Origin of the sequence: Pseudomonas sp. NPDC085632, assembly GCF_044541255.1 — a bacterium.
In the GTDB taxonomy this organism is placed as follows: domain Bacteria; phylum Pseudomonadota; class Gammaproteobacteria; order Pseudomonadales; family Pseudomonadaceae; genus Aquipseudomonas.
In genome coordinates this window covers 14,403-29,188 of the sequence record NZ_JBITSX010000021.1, presented here as the reverse complement: position 1 = coordinate 29,188, position 14,786 = coordinate 14,403, and the positions used below count along the sequence as shown (strand labels likewise).

The following is a 14,786-nucleotide window of genomic DNA, read 5'->3' as shown; positions in this document are numbered from 1 at the left end:
CGCACATTTCTTTTGTGTGTACCGATAAACACCAAAACCTGTGGGAGCTGGCTTGCCAGCGATGAGGCCCGCTGGGCCAACGCTCCTTATCGGTTTAACGCACGAGCCAAAAACGGCGCAGTCTTGCTCTTCTTGCTCGCCGCAACCTTCTGCGGTGTACCCGCCACGACAATCCTGCCGCCCTGATTCCCCGCCCCCGGCCCGATGTCGATCACCCAGTCACTCTGCGCCACCACGCGCATTTCGTGCTCGACCACAATCACCGTGTGCCCCGCTGTCACCAGCGTATCCAGTTGCTCCAGCAACCGGTCGACATCGCGCGGATGCAGTCCGGTGGTCGGTTCGTCCAGCACGTACAAGGTCGCGCCGCGCTGGTTGCGCTGCAACTCAGTGGCCAGTTTGATCCGCTGCGCTTCGCCGCCGGACAGTTCCGTCGCCGGTTGCCCGAGGCGCAGATAACCCAGACCAATATCGCGCAGCACTTCCAGTGATCGGCGAATCCCCGGTTGCTCGGCAAACACTGTCACCGCTTCCTCGACAGTCAATTGCAGCACTTGGGCGATGCTCAATCCCTCCCAGAGAATCGCCAGCGTCTGCGGGTTGTAGCGCGCGCCATGGCAGGTCGGGCACGGCGCATAAACACTCGGCATGAACAACAACTCGACGCTGACAAAGCCTTCACCCTCGCAGGTGGCGCAGCGGCCCTTGGCGACGTTGAAGGAAAACTGCCCGGCGTCATAACCCGCCGCCCGTGCAGCATCGGTCGCGGCGTAGAGCTTGCGCACGTTATCGAACAACCCGGTGTAGGTGGCCAGATTGGAGCGTGGCGTGCGGCCGATGGGTTTCTGGTCGACCTGTACCAGTCGCTTGATCGACTCCAGCCCCGACGTCACCTGGCCGCTGCTGACCTGCGGCGCGTCGTCTTCGAGGCTGAGCTCTTCCGGCTCACTGTCCACCGGCGGACGCCCCAACTGCGCGCCGACCAGTTCCAGCAAAGCCTGACTGACCAGACTCGATTTGCCGGAGCCGGACACGCCGGTCACCGAGGTAAAGCAGCCCAGCGGGAATTCGGCACTGAGGTTATTCAGGTTGTTGCGGGTGATCCCGTCGAGTTTCAGCCACGCCGTCGGCTTGCGCGCCGTGCGCGTCTGACGCGGAGATTCGGCAAACAGATAGGCCCGCGTCTGCGACTGTTCGATTGCGGCCAGACCAGCCGGCGGGCCGCTGTACAACACCTGCCCACCCTGCTCGCCCGCCGCCGGGCCGACGTCGATCAGCCAGTCGGCACGGCGCATGGTTTCCAGGTCGTGCTCGACCACAAACAGCGTGTTGCCGTCAGCCTTCAAACGCTGCAAGGCCTCGAATAACGCCTCGCCATCGGCCGGATGCAAACCGGCAGAGGGCTCGTCGAGCACGTAGATCACCCCGAACAATTGCGAACCCAATTGTGTCGCCAGGCGCAAGCGCTGCAACTCACCGGACGACAGCGTCGGCGTGCTGCGCTCCAACGCCAGATAACCGAGGCCCAGATCGGTCAGGGTGCTGACCCGCTCCAGCAGATCCTCGGCAATGCGCTGCGCCGCCAGGCGTTTTTCCAATGACAGGTTTGGTGTGTGTCGCACATCGGGCGCGCTGCCGTGGCCGCTGGCGCCATGGGCCACGCGTTGCTGGCGGGCCTCACGGGTTTGCGCGTGGCTCAATGTCTCGCCCGTTTCTTCAGCCTGCTGCAGATAACTGGCGGCCGCCACCGGCCGCAGCACCTCGGCCACTTGCAGTAATGGCATCTGCGACAGTTCACCGATGTCATACCCGGCAAAGGTCACTGACAATGCTTCACGCTTCAGGCGCTTGCCATCGCACAGCGGACAAGGGCTGCCGAGCATGAATTGCGACACGCGCTTCTTCATCAGCGCACTTTGCGAATGGGTAAAGGTGTGCAGGATGTAGCGCCGGGCGCCGGTGAAAGTGCCCTGATAACTCGGCTCCACCTTGCGTTTGAGGGCGACGCGGGTTTCTTCCGGGGTCAGCCCCGCGTACACCGGCACGGTCGGGGTTTCTTCGGTGAAGAGAATCCAGTCGCGCTGTTTTTTCGGCAGCTTTTTCCACGGGATGTCGACGTCGATGTCCATGGTCACAAGGATGTCGCGCAGGTTCTGCCCTTGCCAGGCCAACGGCCATGACGCCACCGCGCGTTGGCGGATGGTCAGGTTCGGATCGGGCACCATCAGTGCCTCGGTGACTTCATAAACCCGGCCCAGGCCATGACACTCAGGACACGCGCCCTGCGGCGTGTTCGGCGAAAAGTCCTCGGCGTACAACATCGGCTGGCCCGGCGGATAACTGCCGGCGCGCGAATACAGCATGCGGATCAGGCTCGACAACGTGGTCACGCTGCCCACCGACGAGCGCGTACTCGGCGTACCGCGCTGTTGTTGCAGGGCCACGGCCGGCGGCAGGCCTTCGATGGAATCGACATCCGGCACACCGACCTGATCAATCAGCCGCCGCGCGTACGGCGCCACCGATTCGAAGTAGCGGCGCTGGGCCTCGGCATACAAGGTCGAGAACGCCAGTGACGACTTGCCCGAACCGGACACCCCGGTAAACACCACCAGCGCATCGCGGGGGATGTCGACGTCGACGTTTTTCAGGTTGTGTTCACGAGCGCCACGCACCCGGACCATGCCGGTGGGCGCTTTGGAGGTGCGTTTGGAAGTCATCGACCTGCCTTGGTGAAGGAATGTTCAGCGCTCAGTTGCCGAGAACCACCCGAATCATCTGCAACAACGCTTCGGGGCTGTACGGTTTGCCGAGCAAATGGGTGTCGGGGCTCAACTGGTGATTGCGCGAAATGATGTCGCGGGTGTGCCCGGAGGTGAACAGCACCGCCACCGGTGGCGTCTGCACCTTGGCCCAGGCGAACAGGTCGGAGCTTTTGATCAGCCCCGGCATGACCACGTCGGTGAAGATCAGGTCGACTTCGATGCCTTCCAGCAGCATTTGCATGGCCGCATCGCCGTGGCCGGCGGTCAACACGCGATAGCCCTCCTCGCGCAACAATTCGACCGCCGAAGCGCGCACCGCGTCGTTGTCTTCGACCACCAGAATCGTCTCGTGGCCACCGCTCTGCTGCCGTTGCAGATTGGGTGATTCCTCAAGGACCGGCCGCAGGCTGCGCGGGAAATACAACTGCACCCGCGTGCCCTCACCGAGGGTGCTGTCGATCTCGACATGCCCGCCGCTCTGTTTGACGAAGCCGAACACCATGCTCAGGCCCAGACCGGTGCCTTGTCCGTCAGCCTTGGTTGTGAAGAACGGCTCAAACACTTGCTCGAGAATCTCTGGCGGGATGCCGGCGCCGCTGTCACTGATGGCAACCCGGACAAACTCGCCGGGAACGATGCCTTTACCGGTACAAAACTCGCGGTCGAGTCGCACGTTGGCAGCGCTGAGTCCGATGGTGCCCTCGCCCTTCATCGCGTCACGGGCGTTGATCGCCAGGTTGAGAATGGCATTTTCCAACTGGTTGCGGTCGACGTTGATGTGCCACGGTTGTTGCGGCAACTGCACGTCAATCTGAATGGTTTCGCCCAGCGCGCGCTGCAGTAACTCGCCAACGCCTTCGAAAATCTGTTGCGGATTGCACACCGCCGGCGACAACGGCTGGCGCCGGGCAAACGCGAGCAATTGCGAGGACAGCTTGGCACCGCGTTCGACCGCCGCCAGCGAAGCGCTGACCCGGCGTTGCACGTTGGCGTTATTCGGTTCGTGGCGCGCGAGCAGATGCAGATTACCGGCGATCACTTGCAGCAGATTATTGAAGTCATGAGCCACGCCACCGGTGAGGCCGCCAATGGCTTCGAGCTTTTGCGACTGGCGCAACTGTTCTTCAGCCGCCAGCCGCGCCTCGACCTCTTCGCCCACGCGCTGTTCGAGGTTGCGGGTGAATTTGAGCAGGGATTCTTCGGCGATCTTGCGTTCATGGATGTCGATCAACACGCCGGGAAAGCGCAACGGCTTGCCGTGTTCGTCGAACTCACAACCGCCGCTGGCCAGCACCCACAGATAATTGCCGTCGCTGCGCCGGACGCGGTATTCGGCGTTATACGGCTCACCCGTCTGCACGGAATGGGCGACCCGCTCTTGAACCCAGGCGTGGTCATCGGGATGGATGCGCGACTCGGCAATGTCCTGGGCCAGATTGCTCAGGTCATGATCCGGCGGATAAGAGAACGTTCGGGCAAAACGCTCGTCTGCCGACAGCGTATTGTTTTTCACGTCCCAGACAAACGAGCCGAGCAAGGCGCCAGCATTCAGCGCCAGACGAACCCGTTCATTGTCGGCGCGGTAAGCGCTCTCAGCTTCCTGACGCCGACGTTCGGAGTGCATGAATTCGGTGGTTTCCACCACCATCGCCATCACCCCGGCCGGCTGACCGTCATCATTGGCCACCGGGCTGTAATACAGGTCCATCCAGACGTCCTCGGGGACGCCATCGCGCAACAACACCAATTCTTTGTTGCGGAAGGACAAGGTGCCACCCGCCAGGCAGGTGTCGACCACGTGTCGATTGAATTCAGCGACTTCCGGCCAGCCCAGTTCAACCGGCGAGCCGAGTAGATACGGATGGCGACCGCCGGCGAATATCGAATAGGCGTCGTTGTAGATCATGTAGCCGGCACGGCCCCAGAGCATGACCATCGGCAGCGGCGAAGCCAGCATCAATTGCACGGCGCTGCACAAGCTGGCCGGCCAACTATCCAGCGGGCCCATTTCGGTATGGCGCCAGTCGAACGCACTGATACGCCCGGCCATCTCGCCGTTCCAGCCATCACAACCGTGGCTATCGGATAAAAACTGCATCGACTGACTCAGTGTCCTTAGGTGATTGCCCGATAAATTGCCGCGCCAGCGCAACGCGACGCCCGTCTGTTTCGAGCGTCTCCATTCGCAATGGTTTCATCTGAGGTATAGCCGATTTCACGCTCGGCCGAAACTCACACCCCGATCAAGTGTTTGAGCGGATGGTAGCCAGTTTTCATCTTTGCGGCGACGTCGAGAATGGCCTTCTCGATGCCGTTCAAATGCATGCAGGTCAGCTCGATGGCCGCGCTCTGATTGCCCGCCTCGATGTATTCGATCAGGCGCAGATGCTCGTCGTCGCGACACACTTCATGACTGTCGTCGTCCAGTGCTGCGGCGTACAGCGAGGCACGGGAAATCAGCTTCTGGAACCAGTCGAGCAGCACCGGATTATTCAGGCTGCGCGCCAGTTTGATGTGGAACTCGCCGAGCAGGTGAATCAGCCGTTCGTGGTCACCGGCAGCATGCGCCTCGTCTTCCAGCAGCAGGTGTTCGCGCAAATCCTGCATCGCTGCAGTGTCCTTGCGCCGGCACAGTTCAGTGACGATGCCGATCTCGATCAGCCGACGGGTTTCGAACAGCGAACGGATCTCTTCGTTGCTCGGCAGCGACACCGATGCACCTTTATTGGGCTCGGTGGTAACCAGTCCATCGGCCTCCAATTGCTTCAACGCGGCGCGCACCGACGTGCGGCTGACATTGAATAATTCGGCCAGCGAGGCCTCACCCAGTTTCATCCCCGGGCGCAGCGAACGCTTGCTGATCGCCTCGTAAACCCCTTGGTAGACGCGGTCGACCGTGGTTTCCGGTTTCTTTTCGGTCATTTGGGCACTCCTTTAACGTCGAGCAACTGAGTGTCACGCAGGATATAGCCTTCCGCTTCGAGATGCAGGGTCTTGATTGCACGTTGATTGCGGATCACCCATGGGGGCAAGCGTCGCTCTACCTGTCTGCTCGTTGCGAGCAGGGATACAAGCAGCAGGGGGGACGGTGAGCAGGCTCACGCCTACATTTGATCGTTCCACGCGCAGCAAAGGAATGCCGCTATGGACGCTCTGCGTCCACTGAGACGCGGAGCGTCTCGGGATGCGTTCCCACGCAGAGCGTGGGAACGATCATTACCGGACTCAGTCCGTGCCGTACTTCGGCGAGCGTGGGCCGTACAGCAGGCCTGCACGATGTCCGGCCGAGAGCAGACGATTGCTTGCCACACCGGCAATCGGGTAGCCGGCATCGGTGGCGCTGTTGATGACCTGCTTCACAGCCGCCGTGATCAGCATGCCGATCAGACCGCCACCGCCGTTGTTGCCGCCCTCTTCGCTCGACGCCCGGGCCGAACCGGTCCACAGCGTCGTGCCGCTTTTCAGGTCGACCAGTTTCGCCGTCGCGGTCACTGCCGTTTCGCTGCTGATCACCATGTAACGCGTGCCGTACTCGGTCACGGTGATGTACAGCGCCGCGTCCGCACCGAAGATCTCCTTCAGTTTGCTCGGCGGTGCCTGATGAATATCGTCCGGGGTGGTCAGACCGTTCTGGCGGAACGTCTCGTCAACCAGCGCAATCGGCAGCACGTAGTAACCGGCTTCGGCCAGTGGGAAGGTCACCTGCGACAACAGGCTGTACGACGCCTTCACATCCGGCGAAGTGTTCAGCGGTGGCAGCACCAGAATGGTTTTCGGCCGCGCCTGTTTGTAGGCCGAGTAATCCACGGTCTTGGGCGCAACGCAGCCACCCAGCACGGTCAGGGCCAGACCGGCGGCCAGCAGTTTCAAGGTGCGCGCGATCATTTCGCGTCTCCGCTCTTGGCGTTTTTGAGCAGGAAATCCATGTACGTCCCAGACTCGGGGAACAGGGTTTTCTCGGTTTTGAACTGCTGCACCATCTGGTCGTCCTTGCCCATGCTCAGATAGAGCAGGCCAAGGTGCGCGTGGTAACCCGGCGGTACCGCTTTGCCGGTGGAGCGGATTTTCTGCAGGTCACGTTCCAGTGCTTCGGCCTGGGCTTCTTTCGGCTCTTCGCCTTTGAAGTATTCGTAGACCTGGGGCTCGTAGCCTTCCCACTGGTACAGGGTTTGCGGGCCGGAGGCACAACCGGCCAGCAAGGCGCTGGCGGCCAGCGTCAGCGCCATCAGCGCGCGCGACAAAGTCAGATTCATGGGTGTTGCTCCTTGCAATGGGCGTCGATCAGTTGCCCGGTTTCCAGGCACCGGCGTTCATGCCATCCACCAGACGATTGATCGCCTCGCGCATGGCCAGATCCAGTACTTTGCCGTTGAGGGTGGAGTCGTAGGCAGCGGTGCCGCCGAAGCCGATGATTTCGCGGTTGGACAAGGCGTATTCGCCGGCGCCCTGGGTCGAATACACCACTTCGGAGGTGCTGATGTTGACGATGTTCAGGTTGACCTTGGCGTAGGCGACTTGAGTCTTGCCACGTCCGAGGATGCCGAACAATTGGTGATCGCCGGTCTCTTTGCGGCCGAACTCGGTGACGTCACCGGTGACCACATAATCAGCGCCTTTCAAGCGTTGGGCTTGACCTTTAATAGCCGCTTCCTGCTGGATTTCACCCATGTTGTCGCGATCCAGCACGCTGAAGCGATTGGTCTGCTGCAAGTGGGTGATGAGGATGGTCTTGGCCTGGCCGCCGAGACGGTCGACGCCGTCGGAGAAGATTCCGCGCATGTAGCTGGAGCGGTTGTCGAACTTGCCCACGGCCATTGGCACGCGAACGCCGGTCCAGACTTGTGTGGCGCTTTCTACCTTGGCCACCGGCAGCGCGCGGGAGCTTTCGGTGGCGCAACCGGCGAGTGTGCCGGCAATCGTGCCGAGCACAGCAATCGCGACGCCTGAAACCAGCATCCGGGAGATCATTCTCACTGAATATTCCTTTTGAAAAACGGGGATGTCCCGACGCGGCAATGCGCGGCGGGAGCTGAAAAGGGGCGGCATTATGACAAAGTGCCATCATTCGCGACAGGCTTTTTTGACGCCAGTGAATTGGCTGTTCTGGACTGGATCGTTCCCACGCTCTGCGTGGGAATGCAGCCACGGACGCTCCGCGTCCGCTGTGACGCGGAGCGTCACGGGAGGCGTGACCACGCAGAGCGTGGGAACTCTCAGATCAGAGCGCGCTAATGGAAATCGCGGCTCTGTACGCGAATGCCATTGAGCAACGGGCTGAGGTCGCTCAGGCGGCCGGCGATCAGGTGACGCACTTCGCCTTCGCGCTCCCAGCGGCCATCGACCTTGAGCAATTGCGAACCGACCAGCACTTGCCGCTGACGCTCGGCCAGATCACGCCAGACCACCACGTTGACGTTGCCGAACTCGTCTTCCAGAGTGACGAAGGTCACCCCGCTGGCGGTGCCCGGTCGTTGGCGCCCTGTCACCAACCCGGCGACGCTCACCGGCCGGCCGTGTTCGACTTCAAGCAATTCCTGCGAACTGCGACAGCGCCGGGCTTTGAGTTCACCGCGTAACAGCGCCAGCGGATGCGGTCCCAGCGTCGTACCGACCGTGCTGTAATCAGCGTGAAGATCCTCGCCGACACTGGGTTTGGGCAGCACCACTTCCGCCTCCTCCTGACTCGGCAACCCGGCAAACAGGCCCAGCTGTTTCTGCACCCCGGCCACTTCCCAGCGCGCCCGATGACGATGTCCGGCCAGGCCGCGCAACGCCCCGGAATCGGCCAGCAGCGCCTGTGCCCGACTGTCGAGCGCCGCCCGTTCGCCGAGGTCGGCGACATCGGCAAACGCCCCGCGCGCGCGCGCCGCCTCGATGCGCCGGGCGTCGTCTTCACGAAAGCCCTTGATCATGCGCAGGCCCATGCGAATCGCCGGTTGCGCAGCCGTGGTGGTTTCCAGGCTGCAATCCCAGTCGCTGGCGCGCACGTCGACCGGGCGGATCTGCAATTGATGGCGGCGTGCGTCCTGGAGAATCTGGTCCGGACTGTAGAAGCCCATCGGCCAGCTGTTGATCAGCGCACAGGCGAACGCCGCCGGTTCGTGGCACTTGAGCCAGCAACTGGCGTAAGTCAGCAAGGCGAAACTGGCGGCGTGGGATTCGGGGAAGCCGTAGCTGCCGAAGCCCTTGATCTGCTCGAAAATCTGCGCGGCGAACTCCGGCGTGTAGCCGTTTTTCTTCATGCCGGCGGCGAGTCGCTCCTTGTGCGGTTCGAGTCCGCCGTGGCGTTTCCACGCCGCCATGGAGCGGCGCAACTGATCGGCCTCGCCGGGACTGTAATCAGCAGCGACAATGGCGATCTGCATCACTTGTTCTTGAAACAGCGGCACGCCGAGGGTTCTTTCCAGGACAACCTTGAGTTCTGGCGACGGGTAGGTTTCCTCTTCTTCCTTGTTCCGACGCCGCAGATACGGATGGACCATTCCGCCCTGAATCGGCCCCGGGCGGACGATGGCCACTTCGATCACCAAGTCATAGAACTTCGCCGGTTTCAGGCGCGGCAGCATCGACATCTGCGCGCGGGATTCGATCTGGAACACGCCGATGGTGTCGGCGCGGCTGATCATCTCGTAGGTCGGTTTGTCTTCGGCCGGGATCGTCGCCAGGCTCAGATCCTGATTGCGGTGACGGCGCAACAAGTCAAAGCAGCGACGGATTGCGCTGAGCATACCGAGGGCGAGGATATCCACCTTGAGCAGGCCGACCGCGTCGAGGTCGTCTTTGTCCCACTGGATGATCGTACGCTCGGCCATGGCGGCGTTCTCCACCGGCACCAGCGTGTCCAGCGGCTGCTCGGAAATCACGAAACCGCCGGGGTGTTGCGACAGATGCCGGGGGAAGCCGATCAACTGCCCGGTCAGGCTCAGCACTCGGCGCAACACCGGGCTGTCGGGGTCGAAACCACCTTCCAGCAGACGCGCGACCGGCGGGGTTTCATCGCTCCAGTGGCCGCAGCAATCGGCCAGTGCGTTGATCTGATCCGGCGGCAGACCCAGGGCTTTGGCCACATCGCGTACGGCGCCGGCAGCGTGGTAAGTGCTGACCACTGCGGTCAGTGCTGCGCGACGGCGGCCATAGCGACGGAACACGTATTGCAGGACTTCTTCGCGGCGTTCATGTTCGAAGTCGACGTCGATATCCGGCGGTTCGTTGCGCTCCCTGGACATGAAGCGTTCGAACAGCAGCGTGGTGCGATCCGGGTCGATCTCGGTGATGCCCAAGGCAAAGCACACCGCCGAGTTGGCTGCCGAACCACGGCCCTGACAGAGGATTTTTTGCTCACGGGCAAAGCGCACCACGTCGTGTACGGTGAGGAAATAACTTTCGTAGCCGAGTTCGGCGATCAGCTTCAGCTCTTTATTGATCTGCCTCAGCACCTTGAAGGGCGCACCTTTCTTCCAGCGCCAGGCGATGCCTTCCTTGGTCAGTTGCCTCAGCCAGGAACTGGCGCTGTGCCCCTCGGGCACCAGCTCTTTGGGGTATTGATAACGCAACTCGCCCAGATCGAAGGTGCAGCGCCGGGCCAGCTTCACCGACTCATCCAGCAAGGTCTGCGGATACAACTCGCGCAACACCTCGACGCTGCGCAAATGTCGCTCGCCATTGGGGTGCAAACGCAGCCCGGCTTCGGCCACCGGGACGTGATGGCGGATAGCGGTCATGGTGTCCTGCAAGGCGCGCCGGCCACGGGCGTGCATGTGCACATCGCCGCTGGCCACAGCAGGAATCTGCAACTCGGCGGCCAGACTCAGCAATGCCGCCAACCGCTGCTGATCGTCCTGGCCACGATGCAGTTGCACCGCCAGCCACAGGCGTTCGCCGAAGGTCTGGCGCAGCCAACGGCCCTCGTCCACCTGATCAAGCGAGTCCGGCACCCACAACACCAGCAACCCCGGTAGCGGCTCGGCGAAGTCCTCGCGCAGCACTTGATACTGGCCTTTTTGCGTGCGCCGCCGCGCACGGGTGATCAAGCCGCACAGGGCCTGATAACCCGCCAGGTTCTCCACCAGCAGCACCAGTTTCGGGCCGTTTTCAATGCGCACTTCACTGCCGATGATCAGCGGCAGCTCAACGGACTTCGCCGCTTGCCAGGCGCGAACGATCCCGGCCAGCGTGCACTCATCGGTGATCGCCAGTGCTTGATAACCGTGCTTTTTTGCGCGCTGAAACAGTTCCAGCGCACTGGACGCTCCGCGCTGGAAACTGAAGTTCGACAAACAGTGCAGTTCGGCATAACCGTCGCTCATGCAAACCAGCCCTGCAGCCACAACGGACCGCCCTCACCCACCGCCCGATAAGCCCAGCCCTGTTGGCCGGCGCGGTTCTGGATCAGGTAATAATCGCGGCGCACATCGTCGCCGTCCCACCAGCCGGATTCGATCCGCTCCGGGCCCATCAAAATCCGCGCCGAACCTTCCGCCACGCTTTGCGGCTCGCCGAGTAACCAGCCTGGGCGGTGCACGCTCGGCAAGCCTGCGCAGCGTTGTTTGTCGACGCCGTGCTGCCACGCGCACTCCGGACGATGATCGGCCTGAAAGCGCAGCCCCTGCACGGCGTCATCACCCAAGCGGGCGCGCAGGCGTTCGCGCAACTGCTCCCACGGCAAGGTCTGCTGCGGACGGTCATCGAACAGTTCCTGAAACTGCGGGACGAAACTCGGCAGGTCCTCGGCGCGCAGACGAAAACCGCGCACGGGCGCCTCGACTTGCACCTGTTCCAGCCGCCCGCGCGCCAGTTCGAAAAGCATCGCCGGATCACGTTCGGCGCTGAGCAAACCGACTTTGATCACGCTGTCCGGCAGCCCGGCGTGTTCCAGATGCAGGTCGAAACGTTGTACGCCGCTGTCACGCCCGCAGAGGAACGCCGACAGGTCACCGGTCAAACGGCGTAACGGGAACAGCAAGGCCTGATGCGACTGCACGTCGAAATTCAGTTCGATGCGCACATCAAAACGATCCGGCGGAAGGTAGAACGCCAGCGCCAATGGCCGGGCACCGAACAAGGTGTCGAGGTGTTTGAGCATCTGCGCTTCGAAGCGCCGCGCCAGCGCCTGACGCGGCAGGCTCTGCACTTGATTCAGATTGCGCAAGCCCATGCGCGACAACGCCGTGGCCACGCTCGGTTCCAGACCGACACGGTCGACAGGCAACTGACCGAGGTGATGCTGCAATGCCTCGCCGTCCGGCACCACCAAGCCGTCATAGGCGTTGGCCAGCACCCGCGCCGCCACCGGATTCGGCGCGGCAACGATGCGATGGCGAAAGCCCAGATCGGTCAGTTCCTTGCGCAGTCGTGCTTCGAACTGCGCCCAGGATCCAAACAGCCCAAGGCTGGACTCGATCTCGAAGACCACGGTGCGCGGGTAATGCACGCTGACTTGCGCGCTGAAACGGTAGGCCCACGCGGCGAGAAATTGCTGCCAATGTTCGACCTCGGCAGCCTCGTAGTCAGCGGTGGCAAAACCTTTGCTCATGGCCTGGGCAGCGGTCATCGACTGGCCCGGGCGCAAACCGAGTTTGCGCGCCGCCGGGTTGACCGCTTGCAGCACCCGGCGCTGGGCCGGGCCGTTGAGCAGCACCAACGGCTCATCGGGATCGGGGCGCTGACGCAGCACGGCGTCGAGGGCCAATTGCGGAAACAGGATACACACCCAGCGCATGGCGACCTCAGTGCCCCACGGCAAAGGCAATCGGTGCCGCACGCGCCAAACCGCCACGGCACTTGAGCACGCGCAACTGCGCGGGTTTGGCATCAATGGCAATGCGCAACGCCGCCGGTGACGGGTTGACCGCTTCACTCAACGGGCGCCACGCGAATGCCAGGGTCTGGCCGGTTTCCGCCGCCACTTGCAAACGGCGCAACGCGCGATCATCGGCCTTGTGCGGCCAGCACAGCACCGCGCCGCAACTGCCCGAACGCAAGCACTGTTCGGCCGCCCACAAGGCATCGCGCTCGCTGGCCTGGATCACCGACAACTGACGCAAATCGACCCCGGCGTTCTCCCACGCCTGCGGGTACGGCACGAATGGCGGCGCCACCAGCACGATGCGCTCGCCCGCCGCCGACAACCGCGCCAGCGTCGGCCAGACCAGTTGCAGTTCGCCGACACCGGGGCCGGCCAAAAGGATTTCGCTCAGTGCCGCTTCCGGCCAGCCACCGCTGGGCAGTGCCGCGTCCAGCGCCGCATGCCCGGTGGGTTGCGGACTGGCGGCCGGCGGCGCAGGCCGGCCCTTCCAGACCTGGCCGCCATTGAACAGCGTATCCAACGCAACGACGGCGCCCATCAGCCTTGCCTCACCAGACCGCAGAACACTCCCTCGATGGCCAGATCCTGATCGTCGCGCACGACAATCGGCTGGTACGCCGGGTTGCGCGGCAACAGCCGCACTTCATCGCCAACCCGTTCGAAGCGTTTGATGGTGACTTCACCGTCGAGCCGCGCCACGACGATCTGGCCGTTGAGTGCTTCGGGATTGCGCCGCACGCCGACCAGATCACCGTCGAGAATGCCGTCCTCGATCATCGAATCGCCCTGCACCCGCAGCATGTAATCGGGTGTGCGGGAGAACAGCGCCGGGTCAAGCAGCAAGCGGCTATGGATGTCGGCATCGGCGCCAATCGGCGCACCGGCAGCGACGCGGCCGAGCACAGGGATGTCGAGCAGCTCCGGGCGCGGCGGTTGCCCGAGCAGGCGAATGCCCCGGGCCTGATGCGGATTGACCTCGATAAACCCGGCTTCAGAGAGCGCCAGCACGTGCTTGCGCGCCACGCTGCGCGAGGCAAAACCAAAAGCCTCGCTGATTTCAGCGAGGCTTGGGGGCTGACCGTGTTCGGCGATGCGATCGCGGATAAAAGTCAGAATGGCGGTACGGCGGGGAGTCAGGTTCGTCATGGAGTACATTTGTACTCCTGTAGGATTTTCCTGACAAGCGCCGCAGGTCGGCCCACCCTACGTTGATCGTTCCCACGCTCCGCGTGGGAACGATCAAGTTAGCCAAGGCCGCGGTCTGCGAGAAATGCGGCGATGTAATCGATGAAGGCAACGACCTTCGCCGTGGCCCGCCGATGACTCGGATACACCGCCAGAATGTGCGGGCCAAAGGTATCCGGATCGATCTCGTAATCAGCCATGACCCGCACCAGTCGCCCGTCGGCAATGTACGGCGCGGCGCTCCACAGCGGCGTGTGCAGCAAACCGCGTCCGGCCAGGGCGCTGGCCAGCAACAAATCGTAATTGTCGCTGCGCAACAGCGGATTCGCCGGTTGCGCGAGGCTCAAACGCTGCCCGTCGCGCTCGGCCCACCAGAATTCGCGGCTAAGCAACGGGTGTTGATAAAGCAGCCATTCATGCTGCTCAAGCGTCTGCGGATTCACCGGCAAGCCCTTGCGCGCCAGATACTCGGGGCTGCCGCACAGGGCCAGACGATTGCTGCCAACCACCCGCGCAATCAGCCCCGGCAAATCATCGTGACCTTCGCGCAATGCCAGGTCGTAGCCACTTTCCAGCAGATTGACGAAGGCATCGCACAGGTCCACTTGCAGGCTGATCTGCGGGTATTGCTGCAAAAAACCGTCACACACCTGATCGAGAAACGCCCGTCCATACGCCAGTGGCGCGGTGATTTTCAGGCTGCCGCGCAAGCCGTGCTGCAACTGCTCGATTTCTTCGCTGGCCTCGTCCAGCCGCTGCAACACCAGCCGCGCGGTTTCCAGGTAGACCCGGCCGATTTCGGTCAGCAAGATCCGCCGCGTGCTGCGCTCGAACAGCCGCGCACCCAGCTCCGATTCCAGGTGATTGACCGCTTTGGTCAGCGCCGACGGGGTCTTGCCCAACTGTTCGGCGGCGCGGCTGAAGCTGCCGAGTTGCGCGGTGACCACGAACATTTTCAATGCACCCAACTTGTCCATGCTTTTTCCATTCAGGCAAAAACGTTTTTCGTGAGGGAGGCGTTCTGTCGGCCA

The 14,786-nt window shown here is 62.7% G+C and carries 11 protein-coding genes; all 11 read right to left on the bottom strand.

The features are described from left to right. Positions 1 to 86: 86 nt before the first annotated feature. Positions 87 to 2,720, bottom strand: coding sequence for an excinuclease ABC subunit A (locus ACIF4X_RS15385; RefSeq protein ID WP_397482790.1), 2,634 nt, complete (start codon positions 2,718 to 2,720; stop codon positions 87 to 89). Positions 2,721 to 2,751: 31 nt separating this feature from the next. After that, a complete protein-coding gene (locus tag ACIF4X_RS15380; RefSeq protein WP_397482789.1) occupies positions 2,752 to 4,863 on the bottom strand; it encodes an ATP-binding protein in 2,112 nt (703 codons plus the stop codon). 134 nt (positions 4,864 to 4,997) lie between these two features. Beyond that, positions 4,998 to 5,687 (bottom strand): GntR family transcriptional regulator, encoded by a 690-nt coding sequence (locus tag ACIF4X_RS15375; protein WP_397482788.1) that lies wholly within the window; start codon positions 5,685 to 5,687, stop codon positions 4,998 to 5,000. Positions 5,688 to 5,990: 303 nt separating this feature from the next. Further along, positions 5,991 to 6,650 (bottom strand): DUF799 domain-containing protein, encoded by a 660-nt coding sequence (locus ACIF4X_RS15370; RefSeq protein WP_141130022.1) that lies wholly within the window; start codon positions 6,648 to 6,650, stop codon positions 5,991 to 5,993. Next, positions 6,647 to 7,018, bottom strand: a complete 372-nt coding sequence (locus ACIF4X_RS15365) for a DUF4810 domain-containing protein (RefSeq protein ID WP_397482787.1) — start codon at positions 7,016 to 7,018, stop codon at positions 6,647 to 6,649. The genes ACIF4X_RS15370 and ACIF4X_RS15365 overlap by 4 nt, the downstream gene beginning before the upstream one ends. A 28-nt stretch (positions 7,019 to 7,046) precedes the next feature. Beyond that, on the bottom strand, positions 7,047 to 7,733 hold the full coding sequence (locus tag ACIF4X_RS15360) for a CsgG/HfaB family protein (protein ID WP_161986630.1): 687 nt from the start codon (positions 7,731 to 7,733) through the stop codon (positions 7,047 to 7,049). Positions 7,734 to 7,993: 260 nt separating this feature from the next. Continuing rightward, the gene (locus ACIF4X_RS15355; protein WP_397482786.1) at positions 7,994 to 11,092 is read right to left on the bottom strand and encodes an error-prone DNA polymerase; all 3,099 of its coding nucleotides are present in this window, start codon (positions 11,090 to 11,092) and stop codon (positions 7,994 to 7,996) included. After that, complete coding sequence (locus tag ACIF4X_RS15350) at positions 11,068 to 12,483, bottom strand: Y-family DNA polymerase (protein ID WP_397482785.1); 1,416 nt, start codon at positions 12,481 to 12,483, stop codon at positions 11,068 to 11,070. Before ACIF4X_RS15350 ends, ACIF4X_RS15355 begins: the two co-directional genes overlap by 25 nt. A gap of 7 nt (positions 12,484 to 12,490) precedes the next feature. Next, positions 12,491 to 13,108: a translesion DNA synthesis-associated protein ImuA gene (imuA, locus tag ACIF4X_RS15345; RefSeq protein WP_095121011.1), complete on the bottom strand. Its 618-nt coding sequence runs from the start codon at positions 13,106 to 13,108 to the stop codon at positions 12,491 to 12,493. Then, positions 13,108 to 13,725 (bottom strand): transcriptional repressor LexA, encoded by a 618-nt coding sequence (gene lexA / locus ACIF4X_RS15340; protein ID WP_397482784.1) that lies wholly within the window; start codon positions 13,723 to 13,725, stop codon positions 13,108 to 13,110. Before lexA ends, imuA begins: the two co-directional genes overlap by 1 nt. An 89-nt stretch (positions 13,726 to 13,814) precedes the next feature. Continuing rightward, positions 13,815 to 14,732 (bottom strand): LysR substrate-binding domain-containing protein, encoded by a 918-nt coding sequence (locus tag ACIF4X_RS15335; protein ID WP_397482783.1) that lies wholly within the window; start codon positions 14,730 to 14,732, stop codon positions 13,815 to 13,817. Positions 14,733 to 14,786 lie beyond the last annotated feature (54 nt).